This is a genomic window from Dictyoglomus sp. (assembly GCA_025060475.1).
In the GTDB taxonomy this organism is placed as follows: Bacteria; Dictyoglomota; Dictyoglomia; order Dictyoglomales; family Dictyoglomaceae; genus NZ13-RE01.
Map to the genome: position 1 here is coordinate 94,672 of JANXBZ010000008.1, position 20,244 is coordinate 114,915.

General features: G+C 29.3%; 19 protein-coding genes and 1 riboswitch. Of the genes, 9 read left to right on the top strand and 10 right to left on the bottom strand.

The window, feature by feature from the left end:
* The 9 genes from priA to NZ841_05890 are packed head-to-tail and all read left to right on the top strand — an operon-like array spanning window position 1 to window position 8,348.
* On the top strand, window positions 1–2,118 hold the full coding sequence (gene priA / locus NZ841_05850; GenBank protein MCS7202279.1) for a primosomal protein N': 2,118 nt from the start codon (window positions 1–3) through the stop codon (window positions 2,116–2,118).
* A gap of 22 nt (window positions 2,119–2,140) precedes the next feature.
* Complete coding sequence (gene def, locus NZ841_05855; GenBank protein MCS7202280.1) at window positions 2,141–2,590, top strand: peptide deformylase; 450 nt, start codon at window positions 2,141–2,143, stop codon at window positions 2,588–2,590.
* Window positions 2,587–3,519: a methionyl-tRNA formyltransferase gene (gene fmt, locus NZ841_05860; protein MCS7202281.1), complete on the top strand. Its 933-nt coding sequence runs from the start codon at window positions 2,587–2,589 to the stop codon at window positions 3,517–3,519. Before def ends, fmt begins: the two co-directional genes overlap by 4 nt.
* An 18-nt stretch (window positions 3,520–3,537) precedes the next feature.
* Window positions 3,538–4,224 (top strand): zinc metallopeptidase, encoded by a 687-nt coding sequence (locus NZ841_05865; GenBank protein ID MCS7202282.1) that lies wholly within the window; start codon window positions 3,538–3,540, stop codon window positions 4,222–4,224.
* Window positions 4,224–5,516 carry a 16S rRNA (cytosine(967)-C(5))-methyltransferase RsmB gene (gene rsmB, locus NZ841_05870; protein ID MCS7202283.1) on the top strand — a complete coding sequence of 431 codons (1,293 nt, stop codon included), beginning with the start codon at window positions 4,224–4,226 and terminating at the stop codon, window positions 5,514–5,516. Before NZ841_05865 ends, rsmB begins: the two co-directional genes overlap by 1 nt.
* Window positions 5,506–6,558: a 23S rRNA (adenine(2503)-C(2))-methyltransferase RlmN gene (gene rlmN / locus NZ841_05875; protein ID MCS7202284.1), complete on the top strand. Its 1,053-nt coding sequence runs from the start codon at window positions 5,506–5,508 to the stop codon at window positions 6,556–6,558. The genes rsmB and rlmN overlap by 11 nt, the downstream gene beginning before the upstream one ends.
* Complete coding sequence (locus NZ841_05880; GenBank protein ID MCS7202285.1) at window positions 6,545–7,075, top strand: PASTA domain-containing protein; 531 nt, start codon at window positions 6,545–6,547, stop codon at window positions 7,073–7,075. The genes rlmN and NZ841_05880 overlap by 14 nt, the downstream gene beginning before the upstream one ends.
* A 13-nt stretch (window positions 7,076–7,088) precedes the next feature.
* Window positions 7,089–7,748, top strand: coding sequence for a ribulose-phosphate 3-epimerase (gene rpe / locus NZ841_05885; protein ID MCS7202286.1), 660 nt, complete (start codon window positions 7,089–7,091; stop codon window positions 7,746–7,748).
* A 3-nt stretch (window positions 7,749–7,751) separates the two neighbouring features.
* A complete protein-coding gene (locus NZ841_05890) occupies window positions 7,752–8,348 on the top strand; it encodes a hypothetical protein (GenBank protein MCS7202287.1) in 597 nt (198 codons plus the stop codon).
* Here NZ841_05890 and NZ841_05895 read toward each other — a convergent pair.
* The 10 genes from NZ841_05895 to cmr1 form a co-directional block, all read right to left on the bottom strand.
* A complete protein-coding gene (locus NZ841_05895) occupies window positions 8,334–9,092 on the bottom strand; it encodes an ABC transporter ATP-binding protein (protein MCS7202288.1) in 759 nt (252 codons plus the stop codon). The two genes, NZ841_05890 and NZ841_05895, sit on opposite strands and share 15 nt — an antisense overlap.
* The gene (locus NZ841_05900; protein ID MCS7202289.1) at window positions 9,089–10,063 is read right to left on the bottom strand and encodes an iron ABC transporter permease; all 975 of its coding nucleotides are present in this window, start codon (window positions 10,061–10,063) and stop codon (window positions 9,089–9,091) included. The genes NZ841_05895 and NZ841_05900 overlap by 4 nt, the downstream gene beginning before the upstream one ends.
* Entirely contained in the window at window positions 10,063–10,953 is an 891-nt protein-coding gene (locus tag NZ841_05905; GenBank protein MCS7202290.1) for a cobalamin-binding protein, read from the bottom strand. Before NZ841_05905 ends, NZ841_05900 begins: the two co-directional genes overlap by 1 nt.
* A gap of 88 nt (window positions 10,954–11,041) precedes the next feature.
* Window positions 11,042–11,226: riboswitch (cobalamin riboswitch) on the bottom strand.
* A 152-nt stretch (window positions 11,227–11,378) separates the two neighbouring features.
* Entirely contained in the window at window positions 11,379–12,353 is a 975-nt protein-coding gene (gene cmr6, locus NZ841_05910) for a type III-B CRISPR module RAMP protein Cmr6 (GenBank protein ID MCS7202291.1), read from the bottom strand.
* Between the two features lies 1 nt (window position 12,354).
* Window positions 12,355–12,771: a type III-B CRISPR module-associated protein Cmr5 gene (gene cmr5, locus NZ841_05915; protein ID MCS7202292.1), complete on the bottom strand. Its 417-nt coding sequence runs from the start codon at window positions 12,769–12,771 to the stop codon at window positions 12,355–12,357.
* Window positions 12,772–12,773: 2 nt separating this feature from the next.
* Window positions 12,774–13,841, bottom strand: a complete 1,068-nt coding sequence (gene cmr4, locus NZ841_05920) for a type III-B CRISPR module RAMP protein Cmr4 (GenBank protein ID MCS7202293.1) — start codon at window positions 13,839–13,841, stop codon at window positions 12,774–12,776.
* A 5-nt stretch (window positions 13,842–13,846) separates the two neighbouring features.
* Window positions 13,847–14,974 (bottom strand): hypothetical protein, encoded by a 1,128-nt coding sequence (locus NZ841_05925; protein MCS7202294.1) that lies wholly within the window; start codon window positions 14,972–14,974, stop codon window positions 13,847–13,849.
* Window positions 14,971–16,080 (bottom strand): type III-B CRISPR module-associated protein Cmr3, encoded by a 1,110-nt coding sequence (cmr3, locus tag NZ841_05930; protein MCS7202295.1) that lies wholly within the window; start codon window positions 16,078–16,080, stop codon window positions 14,971–14,973. Before cmr3 ends, NZ841_05925 begins: the two co-directional genes overlap by 4 nt.
* 1 nt (window position 16,081) lies before the next feature.
* Entirely contained in the window at window positions 16,082–18,850 is a 2,769-nt protein-coding gene (gene cas10, locus NZ841_05935) for a type III-B CRISPR-associated protein Cas10/Cmr2 (protein MCS7202296.1), read from the bottom strand.
* Window positions 18,847–19,896: a type III-B CRISPR module RAMP protein Cmr1 gene (cmr1, locus tag NZ841_05940; GenBank protein MCS7202297.1), complete on the bottom strand. Its 1,050-nt coding sequence runs from the start codon at window positions 19,894–19,896 to the stop codon at window positions 18,847–18,849. Before cmr1 ends, cas10 begins: the two co-directional genes overlap by 4 nt.
* Window positions 19,897–20,244 lie beyond the last annotated feature (348 nt).

The window sequence follows — 20,244 nt, forward strand, 5'->3', positions numbered from 1 at the left end:
GTGCTGATATCTAAAGTAATTCTTTTTGATACTAGAATTCCTGAAAAAGATTTCCTTTACTATTCTATACCTGAAGAATTTAAAAAGGATAACTTAATAGGAAATGCTGTTATTGTTCCATTAAAAAAAAGAAAGGTATTAGGTTATATTTGGGACTTATTAGAAGATAGTATCCTTAAAGATTCTATTTCCATTAAACCTGTTTATTTAATTTTAAAGAAAATTCCTTCTCTTCCTAAATCTCTAATTTCTCTTATTAATTGGATTAGCGAGTATTATGAAAATTCTCTTTACAAATCTGCGAATTATATTTTTCCTTCTGGGGTTGAATTAAAAATAAAGAGAAAGTTTAAAAGAAAAGAATATTCTGGTGTAAGACTCACAAAAAAACAAGAGCTACTTTTAGAATATTTAAAGGAGGAAAAGTCCTTAGAAGATATAAAAAAGAATTTAAAAGTATCTGAAAATTTAATTAAAAAATTGATAAATATGAATTTAATAGAAGAGGAAATAGAATTAGAAATCATTGAAAAACATCCTAGAAAAGAGTTTTTCTATGAACCAAGAGCTAGCGATTGGAATATTAAAAAAGAAATCGTAGATGAATGTGAGAAATTTAAAGAAAATACTAATAATATTCCATATTTGCTTCTTATAGAAAATAGGAGAGAAAGATGGGAATATTATTTAAAATTAATAAAAGATTATTTTAATGAAGGAAAACAAATACTAGTGATTTTTCCTACGTTAAATTCTCTCCAAGATTTTCAAACTTTCTTAATAGAAAGAATTCCGATAAGATTTTATACCTTTCATGGTTTTCTCACTCCTGCTCAGTCTTATCAAATTTTTAAAATCTCAGGAACAGAAAGTCCTTTATTAGTAATATCAACAGGAAAAGGAATTTTTTTGCCTTTTAATAACCTCGGAACAATTATTCTAGATGAAGAAGAGAATGAAGTTTATAATCTAAGAGAGAGAGAACCTCGTTTTGATATAGGGAAGGTAGTGTTAAAGAGAGCAGAGTTAGAAAAAATACCAGTTTTTCTAGGAAGTAGCTCACCTTCGGTTTCCTCATTTTATAATTTTTTACGAGGTAAATTCCTGTTTTACAGAAAAACCTCTTCAAAATGTAAAATTACGATTTTAAGCATGAGAAAAGAGAAGGGTAGCGTATTATCCTATTATTCTATAATGAAGATAACTGAAACCTTAAAATCTCAAAAACAAGTATTTTTTCTCCTGAATCGATTAGGTTATTCTACCTACATTCAGTGTCAGGATTGTGGTTATACCTTTTATTGTCCTTACTGTAGTACTTCTCTTGTTTATCACTCTGATAAATTAGAGTTAAAATGTTCCTATTGTGGTTATAGAATATCCTCTATAACCACTTGTCCTAAGTGTGACGGTTATAGTTTTACATATGGAGGAATAGGAACGGAGAAATTAGAAAACTATTTAAAAAGAATTTTTCCGAAGAGTTTAGTTCAAAGATGGGATAGTGACTGGGAAGTAAAAGATGAGAGTCTATTACATAAAAGCCAAATGATTGTTGGTACTTCTCTTATTGTACCTTGGATTCCTAGACTTAATGTAGGCTTGTTAATTATAATAAATCTAGATAATTTTCTACATGTTCCTGATTTTTCTACCGCAGAGAAAACTTTTAATTTATTAAGAAGAATATTAAGTGATTTTCCAGGAAAGGAAATAATAATACAAACTTTTTCTCCTAATCATTATTTATTAAACTCATTAAAAAAGAATTCATATAATATATTTCTTCATCACGAACTAAATTTAAGAAAAACTTTGAAATATCCTCCTTTTTCTACTCTTCATCAAATTCTTTTAATAGGAGAAGATGAAGAGGAACTTATTTGGGCAGGAGATAGGATAAGAAAAAGATTAGAAGAGAATTTAGAAAATATTGAAATTCTAGGACCTGCACCTTATTTTCCATATATTTTAAGAGGAAAGTATAGATATCAGATTCTTGTAAAGGTTTTGGATGAAAAAAATATTCTTAGAAATCTTTCAGAATTAGTTCTTAAAGATGATATCTTTTCAAGTTATAAAGTTATAATAAATAAAGATGTAAAAGAAATTTTGTAAGAAGATGAGGTGGAGTAATAAAATGGTACTTAAAATTCTCACTATTGAAAATCCTATATTAAGAAAAAAAGCAAAAAAGATAGAAAGAATAGATGAGGAAGTCAAAAAATTAGCAGAGGATATGTTAGAAACCATGAAATCCTATAATGGTGTTGGTCTTGCTGCTACCCAGATTGGAAAAAATGTAAGATTAATTGTTGTAAATTACGACGAAAAAGATTATATTTTTATAAATCCTGAAATCATTAAAAAGGAAGGAGAAAATATTGATATAGAGGGATGTTTGAGTATTCCTGGAGTTGAAATTCCTGTAAAGAGAGCAGATAAAATTCTTCTAAAATATCAAAACCTCAAAGGAAGAGAATTAATTATGGAAGCTACTGATCTCTTCGCAAGAATTATTCAACATGAGATTGATCACCTAGATGGGATATTAATTATCGATAAGATAGAAGAGGATGTTAAAACATGAATATTATATTTTTTGGCACACCTATCTTTGCAAGAATAATATTAGAAAAACTTTATGAGAAAGAAAATATAATAGCTGTATTTACTCAACCAGATAAACCAAAGGGAAGAGGCAAGAAAATTGAATTTTCTCCTGTTAAGAAATTTGCTTTAGAGAAGAATATAAAACTATTCCAGCCAGAAACCTTAAAAGATAAAGAAATTGAAGATATTATATCAGAATTAAAGCCTGATATTTTTGTTGTAGCATCTTATGGGAAAATTATTCCTGAAAACTTATTAAATATTCCTCCATATGGTGGGATAAATGTTCATGCTTCTCTACTTCCAAAGTATAGAGGAGCTTCTCCCATTGAGAGAGCATTATGGAATTGCGAAGAAGAGACTGGTGTTTGTATCATGCAGATGGAAAAAGGCTTAGATACAGGTCCCATTTGGAGTGAAAGAAGAATTAAAATTGATCCTGAAGATAATAGAGAAACTTTAACATTAAAATTAGCAAATTTAGGGGGTGAACTTCTTTTAGAAACTTTGCCTATAATTAAAGAAAGAAAAATAACGCCTAAGCCTCAAGATAACAGTCTTGCGACTTATGCTCATAAAATTTCTTCTTCTGAAGAGAAAATAGATTGGAACAAGCCTGTAAAAAGAATATGGTGTCAGATAAGGGCCTTATCTCCTGAACCCGGTGCTTATACTTATTTTAGAGGAAATCTACTAAAGATTCTAAGAGCTCACTATTCAAATGAAAAAATAGAAGAGTTTCCTATAGGTAGTATAATATTTATAGATAAAAAACAGGGATTTGCGGTAAAGGGAATTGATGGTATACTTTGGGTTTTAGAAGTAAAGCCTGAAAATAAGAAAAAGATGTCTGCTGTAGATTTTATTAATGGCTATCGTCTAAATATAGGTGAAAAATTAGAATAAATAAGGAGGTGCAGAAATATGTTTCTATTTGATCCAACATATATAATATTGTTACCTGCCTTAATACTTTCCATTTATGCCAGTTGGAAAGTAAGATCTACCTTCTCTTATTTTTCTCAAATTCCCAATTCTCGAGGAATAACTGGTGTAGAAGCAGCAAGAATTTTATTAAGATCTTTGGGGTTATATGATGTGAAAATAGAATTAACTCCTGGTTCCCTTACAGATCATTATGATCCGAGGACAAAAACATTAAGACTTTCAGAGCCTGTTTATTATTCCCAATCTATCTCTGCTCTTGGTGTTTGTGCTCATGAAATTGGCCATGCAATTCAACATGCAGAAGGTTATTTACCATTAGCTTTTCGTTCTACACTAGTCCCTGTAGCAACTCTAGGAACAAATATGGCTTTTCCTCTTTTCTTTATAGGATTCTTATTTGGAAGTCCATCTTTAATGAATCTTGGAATTCTTGCTTTTTCTCTTGGTGTAATCTTCTATCTTATTACTCTTCCTGTAGAGCTTAATGCAAGTAAGAGAGCAAGAGAACTTTTATTATCTTCAGGCATGATAACAGCAAGAGAAGCGGAAGGAGTAAAGGCAGTATTAAATTCTGCTGCATTGACTTATCTTGCTGCAGCTGCAATGGCTCTTCTCCAGTTATTAAGATTAATACTTTTAGCTAATATGAGAAGAAGAGATTAATGGAGGTAAGATTAAGAGCAGGAGAAATTCTCTATAAAATTGAAAAGAGGGAAGGTTATGCTAACTTAATTTTAAGAAACAGCCTTCCCTCATTAAATTTATCCTTAAAAGAAAAAAAATTTATAACGGAATTAGTTTATGGAATATTGAGATGGCAATTAACCCTAGATGAGATTTGGAAAAATTATGTAAAATCTCCTGATAATCTTACTCTGTGGGCAAAGATTCTTCTCAGAATGGCAGTATATCACGTATATTTTATTAAAAACACCAGAATTCCTGTTGCTATGAATGAGATTGTAGAGATTGCAAAAATTAAAGCAAAAAAAGAAAAAAATTTAATAAATGCAGTTGTAAGAAGAATATCTTCGGAAAAAATCAATATAGATAATTTTCCTTATTATGTCAAATATAGTCATCCTTTGTGGATTTTAGAGGAGTTAGAAGATTATTTAGGAAAAGATTTTGCAATCAAAATAGCAGAATGGAATAATACCCCTTCTTTTACCACTATAAGAATAAATCCTTTAAAGACTAATAAAGAAGAATTAAAGGAACTTTTTAAAAAGGAAAATATAGAAGTAAAAGACGGACATTTAGTTCCTCAAGCTTTAATAATAGAAGAAGGAATTCCTTTTGAAAATTTCCATCTTTTTCAAAAAGGTTTTTTTACTATTCAAAGCGAGGCTTCAATGTTAACTTCGATCATCTTAGAACCAAAACCTAATGAAAAAATTGCAGATCTTTGTTCTGCTCCTGGGACTAAAAGTACCCATCTTGGGGAGCTGATGAAAAACGAAGGAGAGATTTTATCTGTTGATATTAATAAATCACGTTTAGCTCTTGTTGAAAAAAATGCGAAGAGATTAGGCATAAATATAATAAAAACTTTAAATTCTGACGTATTAAACCTTCCTGAGGAGCTAAATGGAACTTTTGATAAAGTTCTTTTAGATGTTCCATGCACAGGATTAGGAGTTTTAAAACATAAACCTGAAATAAAATGGAGAAGAAAAAAGGAAGATATATATAATTTATCAAGGCTTCAATATTCTATGTTAGAAAGAGCTGGAAAACTCTTAAAAAAAGGGGGAGAGATTTTATATAGCACTTGTACTTTAACTTGGCAGGAAAACGAATGGGTAGTTTTATCTTTTCTCCAAAAAAATCCATCTTTTCATTTTAAACCTTTTACTTTTAACAATAAAAAATTTCCAGGAATTCTGAGGATTATTCCTTTTATACATAACACTGATGGGTTTTTTATTTCTTTATTAAAAAATGAAGAATAATCTTCTTTCTCTTGAGGTAAAAGAATTAAATCAATATTTTAGTGAACTTGGAGAGCCAGATTATAGAGTAAGCCAAGTAATGGATTGGATCTACAAGAAATTAGTTTTCGATTTTTCTGAGATGACAAATTTGCCAATTAAGCTACGAAAGAAATTAAAAGAAGATTTTTATATTTATATTCCAAAGATTTTGGACAAAATTGAGGAAGATAATACTACCAAATTCCTATTTCAATTAGAGGATAATGAAATTATCGAAGCTGTTTTAATAATTCATAAAAACAGAAAAACTTTGTGTGTTTCTACTCAAGTAGGATGTCCTTTTAAATGTAAATTTTGTGCCACAGGCCTTGTAGATTTTAGAAGAAATCTATCTTCAGGAGAGATTTTAGCTCAAATTTTATGGTGTAAAAAATTTCTTATGGAGAGAGGAGAAAACTTGAATAATGTTGTTTATATGGGAATGGGAGAACCTTTAGCAAATTACGAAGAGGTGGTAAAGTCGATAAAAATTTTAAATTCTCCTCTTAGTATTGGTATGGGAGCACGTCATATCTCTTTATCAACGGTAGGACTTGTTCCTCAGATTTATAGACTTTCCGAAGAGAATATTCCAATAACTTTAGCAATATCTCTTCATGCTCCAGAGAATGAATTAAGAAATATTCTAATTCCAATAAATAAAAAATATCCATTAGAGGAACTTCTTCCTGCTTGTTGGCATTATTCAGAAAAAACAGGAAGAAGGATATCTTTTGAATATGTTCTTTTAGAAAGGGTTAATGATTCTCTTGAAATGGCAGAAAAATTAGTAAATTTATTAAAAGGAAAACCTGCACATGTTAATCTTATTCCTTGGAATGAGGTTCCTGAGTTTTCATGGAAAAGGCCATCTATATTAAGAATAAAAAAATTTGAGAGATACTTAAAAGAGAATAATATAAATGTTACATTAAGAATTTCTCGAGGTGAAAAGATTAAAGCAGGTTGTGGGCAACTCAGAGGAAGGTTTATATGGAGGGAAAAATATGAAAAGATTTAAAATTTTTCTAATTTTCTTAATTTCCTCTAATATTATACTTTTATTTATAAATTTATATACCATTTTCGCATTTATAAATTCAGCTTCAGAAAAACTTATTTCTGTTCCCGATGTAAGAAATAAAGATATAATATCTGCTACAAAAATTCTCGTAGAAAAAGGATTTAAACCTAAAATACAAGGAATTCTCATGGATAGAAAAAAAGAAGATCTAATAATTTTGGATCAAAATCCTTTATCAAAAGCCCCAGAGGGAAGTATTGTAGAATTATGGTTAAATCAATCTGCAAAAACAGTTCTCCTTCCTGATTTAAGATTTGAAACTGTAGAATCTGCAAGGAATAAATTAGAAAAATTAGGACTAAGAGTAGAAGTAACACCTTCAGAGGAGGGTGTTGTAGTAAGACAAATCCCTGATGCTAATTTTTATATAGAAAAGGGAAGTAATGTTCTTCTTTGGGTAGAGACATATCGTACTCCTATAGAAGAGAAGGAGTTTAATAATACAACACCTTAAAGGAGATGACATTATGATTAAAGTTTACCCATCTTTATTAGCAGTTGATATTTTACATATTGCTGATTCTATCAAAAAGGTTGAAGATCTTGCAGATGCCTGGCATATAGATATTATGGATGGCCATTTCGTTCCCAATCTTTCTTTTGGTCCAAGTTTAATTAAGGCATTAAAAAATTTTTCTGATAAACCCATAGATGTACATCTAATGGTGGAAAAACCAGAAATTTTTGTAGACTCTTTTATTTCTGCAGGAACAGATCATTTAGGATTTCATGTTGAAGCGACCTATCATCCCCAAAGATTGATAAAATATATAAAATCTAAAGGAGTAAAACCATATCTTGTATTAAATCCTGCAACTTCTTTATCTACTTTAGAATATCTATTACAAGAAATAGATACTGTTTTAATTATGACCGTAAATCCTGGTTTTGGGGGTCAAGAGTTTCTTCCCTTTACTTTAAAAAAGATTCAAGAATTGAGAGAAAAAGCTTTAAAAGAAAATTTAAAATTAGATATAATGGTAGACGGTGGTATAGATTTAAAAACTGCACCTTTGGTTGTAGAGAGGGGTGCCAATATCTTAATTAGTGGTGTTGGTATATTTGAAAATAATAATCCAAGATCTGTTATATTAGCTTATAAATCTCTGAGTTTAAAGGAGGTTTAAAAAATGGGATTAATATATCAACCATGGTTTATGCCTCTTCTTCTTTTATTTTTAATATTTTGGGGAAAAAGATTAGCTAAAAGAGAAGAAGAAGCATATAAGGAGGATGCAAAGAAATACGTAAGTATAGAGGGTAGGGTAGAGGAAGGGAAAGAAATAATTCCTCCTTGGAGAAAAGAAGAAGTAAAAAAGGAAGAAAAGAAAAAATCTTCTATTGGTTTTTGGGTTTTGAATTTATTAGTGATAATTTACATTATCTTTGTTTGGTTTTTAACAAAGACAGGCTTCAGTAATAAAATATATGAAATTATTGCAGGTTTCGCTTTTGCTTTTTACTTTTTCAATTTTAATATTCCCAGTTTATTAGGAAATATATGGACATTTAGAGAATACCCAGGAAGTGTTAAAGGAGAAATAACTCTAAGTAAACATTTTATATTAGCTTCTCGAAAGATTGAAACCAAAGTCTATCTTTTTACTTTTACAATACTTTTCCTTGCAACCCTCTCTTTATTCATCTTAGGAATTCTTCTTTCCTTAATAATAAGAATGTGGCTTATAGATAGACACTTATCGAGAACACCATTACCTGACTGGTAAAAAGATTCTTCCGTTAAGAGTTATTATTTCTTCAAATTTTAAATTGTATGCCTCTTTCAATAAAGAGGAATTTAAAATTTCTTCTTTTCTACCATAATTAAGTATTACTCCGTTTTTCATAGCTAGAATATAATCACAAAAAATGCTTGCTAAATTTACATCATGAAAGCTCGATATTACTAATATATCTTTACTCAACTTTTGGATAAAGTTTAGAAAATAAATTTGATAATAGGGGTCAAGATTATTTGTAGGCTCATCTAAAAGTAAAATTCTTGGTTCTTGTACTAATACCCTTGCCAAATGTACTCTTTGTAATTCACCACCAGATAATTGAAATAATTTTTTGTTTTTGAAAGAAATCGTCTCTGTTAGAATTAAAATCTCATTTATTTTTTCCAAATCCTTTTTGCTTAGTTTTTTCCAGTAAGGATGATGGGGATATCTTCCCAAAGATACGTATTCTTCAACAGAAAAGGAAAGGTTAAAACTTATCTTTTGAGATAAAAAGGCTATATTTTTTGCAAGATCTTCCTGTTTATATTTTCTTATTTCTCTTTCATTTATATAAATTTTTCCTTCCCATGGTTCAATATATCTAATCAAAAGTCTTAATAAAGTTGTTTTTCCCGAGCCATTTGGCCCCAAGATTCCTACAAAACCTATATTGGGTGATTCCCAGCTTATGTTTTTTATTACTATATTAGAATTATACCCTGCTTTTACTTTTTCTAATCTTATCATTCTTCTTTCCTTAAAAGAAAAATAAAGAAGGGTACTCCTAAGAAAGAAGTTATTATTCCAATAGGAATTTCTGCTGGATAAAGAACTGTTCTTGCTAATATATCAGAAAGAAGAAGCAAAATTCCTCCAAACAAAAAGCTTGAGGGAATTAACCATTGAAAATCTGAGGTTTTCCAAAGTCTCATAATATGTGGAGCAATTAATCCTATGAATCCTATAATTCCAGAAACTGAGACAGAAGGAGCAATAAGAAGGGAAATTAAAATTAAAAAATACTTTTGATATTTTCTTATAGAAAGACCAAGACTATAAGCTTCTTCTTCGGTTAGATTTAGAAGGTTAAATCTCTTTCTCCAAAGATATGCCCATGGGAGAGAGATGAGAGAATAAGTAAATAGAATTTTCAGGTGTTGCCATCCCTTTCCATTAAATCCTCCTAAAATCCAAAAATATACTCCTTGAAAAATTTTTTGGTTTTTGAATAAGAGAAAAGATATTAAAGATGAGAGTAGAGCGTTTAAGGAAACGCCTAATAAAATTAAGCTAGAATTATATAATGATTTTCTATTCCAAAGAATTAAAATAAAAAGAACAATAAACGCTCCCAAAATAGAGATCCATGGAGTAATTAGCGGATCGATTTCCCAAGTTCCTCCTGAAAAAATAAAATAGATAGTTGCACCAAGAGCGGATCCTGCTGATATCCCAATTATATGAGGCTCTGCTAGGGGATTATGGAAATAACTTTGCAAAATACTTCCTGCTATGGCAAGATTTCCTCCTACTAAAAGAGCAAGAAGAGTTCTTGGTAATCTCAAATTCCAAAGAATATTTTTCTTAATGAATTCACCTTTTCCTATGAATGCATTCTTAATATCAATAATATTTAAGGATATTTCCCCTACCATTAAAGATAAAGTAATAAAAAAGATTAAGATGACAAAAAGAATTGCTAATTCTTTATAATGCATTATTTACTCTCATAAATGATCTTATATAAAGTTTCTAATCCTTCGATTAATCTTGGACCAGGTCTAAAAACAAGATCATCATTTATATAAAATATCTTTTTATTTTTAACAGCAGAAATACTGGAAAATTCTGGCTTCTTAATTATGGATTCTATTGAAATTCCTGACATCTCTCCAATTATTATAATATCAGGATTTTTTTGAATAATATATTCAACACTTAATACAGGATACTCAGGAGTATCCTTTTCTACTATGTTTTTAACTTTTAGCTTCTTTAACAAATCACCCACAAAAGTTGAGGGAGAGCAGGATATAAATGGATCATTCCAAAGAAGAAATAAAACATTTATTTTTCCCCTAAAAGGGATCAATTTTCTTTCTACAGTCTTTAATCTTCTTACTATATTAGAATAAATGTATTGAGCTTGTTTTTCTTTATTTGTTATTTTCCCAAGAAGTAAAATATTATTTAATACATCTTCAAAATTCTTTGGATCTAAAACTACAAAATTTGTATTCGGAAGCAATTGGGTTAATTGATTAAAAATTTCCTTAGGAAAACTTTTATATAGAATTACTAAATCAGGATTTAAACTCACTATTTTCTCAATATTAGGATTGCTAAACCCTCCAACTTTTTCTTTATTTTGAGCTTCTTTTGGATAATCGCAAAAATCAGTGACCCCGACAATTTTGTCATTTAGGTTTAATGCAAAAAGAATTTCTGTGGAGGATGGAGCTAAGGAAACAATTCTTTTTGGTTCTCTTTGTATATTTATAACTCTTCCAAGATCATCATAGATAACTAAAGGATAATTTATCTTGGTAAAAGAAAACGAAAGAATAATAATTAAAATAACCATAAGAGATTTTAATACTCTTTTCATAGATTTAACCTCCCTTTATAAAAAATTAAACTCTACCTCCAAGGAAAGAAGGTAGAGTTTTCTTCTCCAACTCCCTTTCCTCGAAGGTGTTGGATCTTACGAATAGGGCAGGTCTCCTGACTTCTGGATCATCGCCTTCCTCGCCTTCCCAAGGTTTTTCACCTCAGTGGCATTATGAGGAAGGCTCCCCAGTTACAGTGGCGGGACCGTGACGGATTTTCACCGTCTTCCCTTTTAATCCCCAAAAGGGGAACCCTATTCTCAAAAACAAATATATTATAGCATAAATCACATCGTTTTTTGACCTTGTTTATTATCTGGAGTAACTTAACATAATAAACATTATCGGAAGTTAAAGAGGTTATAATAAGTTATTTAATAAAATTGTTAACAATATGATTTAAAATTCCTCCTTATTAGTTTAATTAGATCATATCGAAGGTACCATATCCAAGTGATGTTTTAGCTCCTAAACCATGTTCTCTTAAAGCTTCTTTAAGAAGTTTTTCTGCACAGCTTAAAAGATTTCTATTATGAGACAAAAGATAAAATTGAAATTTTGTTTTTTCGATAGTTAAAAATTTTATTGGAACTGGATTTTGCCAGTCAGCAGGTGGTTCTTTTCCTAAATAATATTGAGGATAGTGAGAGTTCATTATATCAATTTTTAAATTAATTTTACTTATTGGATAGGCATCCATAAAAATTACTTTTCCTATCTCTTTTTGAGTTCCAAAAATCTGAATCAAGTCAATAAAAGTTATTCCATCCACTGTTAAATCAAAATTTTCTCCCTTTTCTAATCCTTTAGATATTTTTTCAAGAACTTCTGAAAAATCTTCATTTTCTTCCTTAACACTATGGTCTGCGAATTTTAAAATTGCCCAATGTCTAGTTACTCCTTTAATAGCGCTGCCTGGGATATAGGGAATACCATAAACATGGTGAAGAGTCATTGAAGTTTCTTGAGGATGAGTTCCTCCAAGACCAATAATGAGACGCCAGGAACATATAGCTTCAAAACTTAATTTGGTATAACCATATCTTTCAAGAATTTTTGTCAATTCTTGGTTTCTTTCTTTTATAAAATTAAAATTTATAAGCTTTTCTTCTAATTTTGCTAATTCACTTATTATAAACTGGAGATATTTATCTTTATTTTCTTTCTCTTCATTTCTTAATGAACTTTTAGGTATAAATTTACTAAAGAGTAAGTTTATGTTTTTCTCGAAATCATTTTTACTTTCATACCACCAATCCTTTTTTTCTTCTTTATTATTCTTTATATTTAATTTCCATATTCCTTTTTTTAGAATTTCTCTATATAAGATTTCTACTGTATCCTTTGGATTATAAAATTCGTAAGTTTTCTTATCTTCTATTTTTATATTTATATTCATTTTATTCCTCCTCTTCTTCAATCATTCCCTCTGCGAATCTTTTAAGCCAATTAAGGAAAGCAAGAAGTTCTTCCGTTACATAGCGATAATTATAAGAATCAAGAGATATAACCCATTCAATAAGTTCATTTTCATTAGTTGGTATTTTAATTCTTGCGGGTGAATCACTTTTTAAGTAGTTAATGAACTGTTTATATATTAGATCATAGGCATTTCCATCTTCCTTTTTTGAATATATAAAAGCAAGTGTCTGTCCTAATCCATTGGATAATATCATTTGAGGAATTTTTCTAATATAGGAGCGATATTCTTTCTTTTTTCTAACATCCAAGAATTTTATTGCTTCCTTTACACAATTATATGCAAACTCTGCTCTCCCCTTTTCAAGTTTTGTAATTATTGTTTCTTTCTCAGACATAGTCAAACCTCCTTTCTTAAAATATTTGTTCTCACAAATCCTTTACCAATAGTCTGGTTTCCCCCAATTTGAATTACTTCAGGAAGTCCCTTTTCAAAAAATTTACAAACAAGTTCTACTTCATTTTGAGGTGAATTTGCTCTAAAAACTCCTTTTTGATCCTCCTTTTCTACTCTTGTAGGTGTAAACATAATAAGAGTATAGAGTATAGTATCCTGTGGTAAATATTCTTCTGTCCATAATGCTCCTGATAGAACTGTTCCCGTTTTATCATCAATTTTTGTTCTTGTTATTACTTCTGTTGAAGTCTTCGTAAATTGTCTAAAATCGTCGTCAGATAAAATAACTAAATCTTTTTTTATTTTCTCACGCCAAAATTTATAAGAATTTTCATTTGGAAAGATCCTTTCAGAAAACCATTCTGCTATGTTTCTAGTAGTTTCATCTTCTTTTACATCAAAAGTAAACTCTTCTAATACAATCTTAGAAGAAATTTTGATGTTACTTTCTTTGGGCAAAGTATTAACAAAGTTATTAAAGTTATTAAACCTAAAACTCTCCACGCCAATAATTTCCAAATCTTTTTTAAATCTTTCAAGAACCATAGGACAAGTAATCCAAGCAAATATACCTTTTAATGATTTTACTGGAAAAAGAAGAATTCTTGCATCAGTAATAGTTATTGCACCGGCATAAGCTTCTTCATCTTCAGGACCGAAGAGTAAATAAAGAGCTTCGTCGAATTTTATTAGCTTATTTCCATTCTTATCAGTTTTCTGTTGTCTTTCTTTATCCTGCTGTATCACCCATGATTCCTGTAATTGAGGAAAATCTTCAAGAAGTTCATTGACTTTCGGGTTATTAATTAATTTACTTTCATTGTTTTCAAATATTCTATATCCTTCGAAGGCTTCTCTAATACATCCTTTAAGCCCTGAACTTTCTATTTTGGGAAAATCAGTATATCTTTCTCGCTGAATAGGAAGATCAACAATTCCAACCTCACTTCCACTTCCAGCATGAAGGGGAGTTTCTGTTATTAGAAATAACAACCTTTTTTCTCTAAACATGCTCTTTATACCTCCCTTTTGATTTTACATCTTTTGAACTCATTGATATTCAAAAGAGTATCGCTATAAGGGGTAAACTTAAGATATTTTTCATATTCATCATGTTTGTTGAAAACTTTATAAATATAAATCTTATTCTCTAACTCACGATAAAAAATCCTTAGTTGATTATTTCCTGCGTCATAAACAAAATGTCCATTTTTTATCTCGGTTTTATTCTCTCTTTGTTTTTTATCGGAAAACTGATCTTTCAATAAATTTTCTAAAGCCTTGTCACTTTGTATAATGAGTTGAACTTCATTAGGAGCATAGAATTCAAATATTTTTTCTTTATACTTTTGGAATATTATTTTTCCAATTGGATTTAACTCGGCTAAACTATCTATATCATGGGTCCATACAAGGAAATCATAATCTTTGTAAAATTTAGATCTAATAAGGTCTTGATAATCTTTTCTATCTGTTATACCTTCTTCTAGTTTTTGGAACCACTCTTCATGTTCTTCAATTTTATTCCAGTCAAAACAACTAGCTGAAAAGGGAAGATTTGGAATTTTCATCAGAGCATCAGTATTTTCAAAAATGTAATAGAGAGGACAATTATTTAATTGAGCAAGAATTGTAAGATAAGGTATAGTTGCTTTGTAGCCTCCTGTAATGTTAATAATTATATCATTCCAAAAATTGTTAGCAATACTATAAATCTCAATTATTAAGTTTGACATGCCTTTATTAAATTCTTTTCTATTCCACACTTGGAGATCTTCTATAACTTTAACCGTAACTTTTGAATTAAATGGAGGAACTTCAAGTAGTTCTTTAATCAAATCTCCTGCTAACTTACTTAGAATTGTATCAGAGCATAGAAAATAATTTTCGAAGTCTTCTTTAATTTCCTCTTTTATTTTTATAAGACTTTTTATTTCTGCTGAAATATTTTCTTTTTCCATTTCTTTTTTAATCCATCTTCTTATACTGTTTCTTAGTCTATCAACTCTTTCTCTTTCGTTTTCATATTCTTTTAATCTTTTTTCTTTTAAATCCTCATAAAAATTTCTAATTGTTTCCTCTCTTTCTTTTTCAAAATAATTTTCAAATATCGATGTTCCTATCATTGAAATTACTTTTTTCATGATTTCACCTCTCCTACAAAACTTAATCCAAAACCCTCTTCAGGATTTATATCTGAAATATTTTTAAAATGGAAAATATCCTTAATTTTCTGGGGTGATGAGCCATCTAAGATTTTAAAATAATAAACACTACCAGCAGGTACAGCCTTGTACATTGTTTTTGGTTCTCCCTTAGCTATATCCCATCCTCCTATTCTTATGTATTTACCTATAGCACAAGCAACAAGTTGTACTTCAACACCTTCTTTTTTTCCTCTCATCGTATTTTCATCAATCCATTTAGGAATCCATCCATTTTCGAAAATAGCAGGAGTTGCAAAATAGACTTTAAATATACCATTAGCAAATTCAAAGTTTATATTTTCTATATTTTCCATTGGATTAAAATCAATTTTTTCAAAAATAACAGTTTTTCCTTCACCCCCAAGTTGAAAAATACCTTTATTAGGAAAATCATTTTCAAAAGATAAATTTTCAATTTCTACTAGAAATCCAAAACTATTTTTCAATCTAATCAGTGGTATTCTATAAAGATAACCTTCCTTTGAAGTTAAAGTTCTTTTATTTCTTGCAATTCCAATTTTAGGCTCTATATTAAAGAATGATTTATGAGAAACATAATGGTAATTTGAGGCGCTACTTTGAAGATATTTTTTAAATTCAGTAATATCAAAATACTCGTTAGCTTCATCCACTTGATCTTTTTCTTTCCAAATTAGAATTTCTTCAAGTTTTTCATCAGAATAAAAAATACTTGGTTTTTCGACTCTTTTAAGAATAAACACTTTATTTTCTTCAGTTTCATTCTTTTTTCTTACACAGTCAAAAGGAATAGGAAAGTAGAGAATATTCTCTTCTATATTACCTAAAAAAGGTCCTCTTATTTTCATCGTTCCCTTTGTTTTTATATTACCAATATCAAGATATCCTTTTTCTTTAAACTCTTTCAAAGATCCTCTATTAAATATAAAAAAAGTTCTTATAGCACCATAAATAGTAGAAGGAAAAGGTGGAAAAAGCTCATCTGCCCAAGTTTCAGATCCCATTGAGAAAGGTCTTCCTGATCTAAAAAATAGTGTATCCTTTGGAGTTATTTTTATCCACATTTTAATCTCCTCCTGTATAGATAAAGGCTGTTATAACGCAAAAGTTTATAAAATTGTCTATATTTCCTCCTGTAATCCAAAATAGATTTTTCATGCTTTCATATATATTGTTTAAAAATTCTTGTTTTTCTTCTTTATTAATTTTTTTTCCTTTGGGGGAGTTATAGGATCTTTTAATAAGTCTTAAGAGTTCAATGTTGAAGATTGTTGCACTGGCATTGAATTGTCCTTCATCTTTTTTAAGATTGATAAATTCCGAGGCAAATTTTTGTATAAAACTTTTGGCGATATATCCTTTTTCATTCCTTTCATCAAAAGCTTTTCCTAAAATTTTTAATATTTCTAAAGTTTCTTTTATATCTTCATCTTTATAGATCCATTCTGCTTTAGCTATTCTTTCTTCGCCCGACCTTCTCATTAAACAAATAGAAAATTTTTTCTTATAGTCTCCCTTTGCTATCTTTTTCATTTCAAATACTTTTTTAATTACTTCTTGCAGAGGTGTTTTGTAATGCGCTATTACAACTCCCATGGAAGCAGTAGCTTCTGGTCCCATTGTTAACACATATCTCCCATCCTTTTTTACAAAGCCTGTTTTATTATCTAGATAAGGTTTTATTTCTCCCTCTTCTATTTTTATTTCTCCAGAAAATGACCATCTTAGCTTTTGCATAACATCAAATAAATCTTTAATATTAACAAGAGCTAAAACATCATCTCCACCAGAATAAATAAGTTTACCAAGATGTTCCTCCTCAACAATTTTTTTAACGAATTCAAGGGTATAATTTCTTAAGGCTGTTGAGATAGACGCATGAATTGCTGGAGTTAAAAGTTTTCTTGCGTTATTATTCCTATTTTTAGGCAAAATATTTAATAATTTTTGTTTAAAATCATCATCTATTTTACTCCAGACATTTGAGTTATATGCGTTTTCAATAGATGGTAAAAATTCTCCTGAAAGCCATCTTCCCATATAATCTACGTCAAGATAAAGAAGCGCATAATAAGGATTAGGTCTGCCCACTTTTTCGGTAATTTCCTTTAAAAGATTTTTTAGCTCTTTTATTTTTTGTTCTTTTATTGAAATTTTAAGTTCATCTTTAATATACTTCTCTGTTAAATTTTCTTCGTAAAACCAAGATCCATCTATATTGTTTTCAAAAAGAGTTCTTAATTTTGGTAATGGAGAAACTGTTGGAATTTCTCTTAAAACTTCACTGATCTTTCTTTGATAATCAAGATATTTATTCTTTATAGTTTTTAAAACTTTTTCTTTAAAATCAGAAGATGCAACCTCTGCAGTAGAGGGAAAACTTAGGTCTTTAAACACTTCTGATACTTCTTTTTCTAAATATATTTCAAAAGTCCTTTTTAGAAAACAAATAGCACATAATCCTTCCCCATCTGCTAAAAATTTTGGAGATATTTTGTTATTTTCTGTTAGATCAATTATAGATTTATTAAATTTAATAAATTTATTTTTGTTTTGAGTTTCTCTAAAGAAAATTACATCCCTTTCTCCACATACTGAACATTTTCTTCCTTTTTCCTCAATCAATGGTTGTTTAAATTCTTTTATATTTTTTCTTGCTCCCATAAATCTTTCAAGAAGAGAGTAAAGAAGCTCATAAAAAACTCCAATGTTAGGAGAGTGTTCTCCATATTTAGTTGCAAATTCCCAAAGTTCTTCTCCTATCCATTCCTTTTGAGAATCTTTTTCAAAATTAAAAAAAATTTTTAAATCTTTAAGAGTTATATCTTTTCCGTCAATTTTCCACGGTAAAGAAACCCAATAAATTTTAAGAAAATCGGAAATTTGAGAGTCGATTTTATCTTTTATAGTTTGGTAATTTATATTTAGGTTGTCTAGGATATAGTACATACTTGTATTAACTAAGCTTTTTATTTTTTCTTTTATATTACTAGCAAGCTTTATGATTTCTTCTTTATTTGTCATAGGTAAAATAGCTACAAACCTATTAGGAATAGTTGGCAGTTGAACTAGATTTTCATTATAGTTTAAAGGTTCAAATAAATTTTTCTTAATCCATAAATCCATAAGAGGTTGTCTAAAGAGATCTGGATAAATAATATTCGTAGGTCCGAAATTATCAATTATTATTTCCATTGCTTGGAAAGTAAGATAAGAAAGAATAAAACTTCCCATGTATAAATCTTGAGTCTTTCTTGCTTGAGAAATAAAACTCTGTACAGGACCTAAAGTAAAGAGAAACAATGAATTATTCTGAAAGAGTGATTTATTCTCTACATCCCAATAAGCTTTGACTGCAGAAGTTATTTTTAAGTGTTCCCATATGGAATGGTCTGGAACTCTTGTATCTGCTGGAAGAAGGGGTATATATTTAGTCCATTCTTCGTTTTTGAATTTTTCCCATATTTTATCTTGCAAGTTTCGCCACAAGAAGAAAAATTTGTTTTTATTATTCCAATTGGAAATTTCTGAGCCAATTTCTGTATAAATTTTCTCTATTTTTTTAAAAATTTCTTTTTTATTAAGATCTTCAACTTGTAATACACTACTGCAAAGAGGATGTCTAATTTCATTAAATTCTTGTTGAATATTTGGAGGTAATAAACTTCTTTCTATACATGAAGCTATTTGGTCAGATCCTTTCTCTTTTTCAACATCGCAAATACCAACTTTTTCTGCATAATTTTTAGCCCTCTCAATATGAGTAGGAATATTAAAACATTTATCAATAGGATCGTGCAAAAAGGCTCTTAATTTTTCCTCAAAACTGCTCATAGGACTAACTCCTCTTTTTTTGATAAAGAGTTCAAAAATTCTTTTATAGGATCTTCAAAAAATCTTTGTTGTTCGTCTAATTTCCAATAATTATTTTCCCTTTTTTCTTTACCTATATAATTTATTCCTCCTGCTGATAATGCAACTATGATAGGAAAGTATAAATTATTGGATTTTATAACTTTAAATATTACAGGAGAAGCATATCTCTCAGACAATCTTTTGTTTGTTTCATAAGGAACTAGTCTGATAGTAAATCTGGAATGCATAACAGGCATTCCAAAAACTGCAGTTTCAAAAATTTGTTTTTTAATTCTATTTCTAAAATGCATATATTCACTACCTAAAAAATTAATGGCACTTTTCCAACTATTTTCTCCTTTAAAGATTAATACTCTTGCTCTATTTAAGTTTGTATATTTTTTTGTGCCTTCGCTACTTTTACAAATTTTTTTGATTTGTTCAATATTAAAATGCAAAAAATTTTTTAATTCTTTCTCATTTTTAATATAACAAGCAAATTGCACAGTCTGATTTCCTTCTGCTTTTATAACTTCAACGTTTCCCCCTCCTCTTCTTCCTCTTGTACCAAATCCCCCAAGATAAATAGAAAGCCAAAGAGAAGCGCAAGCAATATCAAAACTTTTTTTATCAAAAGAGGTAAGTTGGAGTTCAAATTCAGTATCTGGTTTTAAAAATGATTTTATTATAGTTTCACCTTTATCTCTTAACGAGAAGGTAGAGTAGTATAAATATTTTAAACCTATTAATTCACTAATTTCATTTTGAATATTTTCACCTACGTTATTAATTTTTGAAGTTATTTTTATCTTAATCTTACTTTTTCCCTCTTTTTCTCTAGTTCCCCCAAAAATTTCTGCTTCCTCTTTTCTTAAATTATCTATATTATCTTCCGCTCTTATTGCCCTCCACCACCATCTCATCATTCCTTTAAATTCCGAAGGTCTAAGTTCAGGAGTTTTTCCATCCGCGCCTAACATAAATAAAGGAGTAATTATCTTACATTTCAGATTCAATGTATACATTTGCCACCCCCTATTATTTAATAATTTTTGTTAATAATATAAAATAAAACTTGGTTGTTCAATTCCTTATAGGCACTTTACAAACTAGGTCCTATCCCTTGTATATTTCATCGCTTAGAATCCATGCTAACAGGATAAAATACAAAGGCAAGGACAAGCAATACAAGGCGAACAGGAACAAACAGTTCCAAATTTTATACACAATCAATCCACCAATGCCGCTAATTAACCAAAATATTGAAAAACTTAATAACACTCTTTTAAACCTGGTCATATAATTTCTCCTTTAGCCCTTGATTTTTCTTTATATATATTCTTGTTTCAATCCCTTATAGGTACTCTACAAAC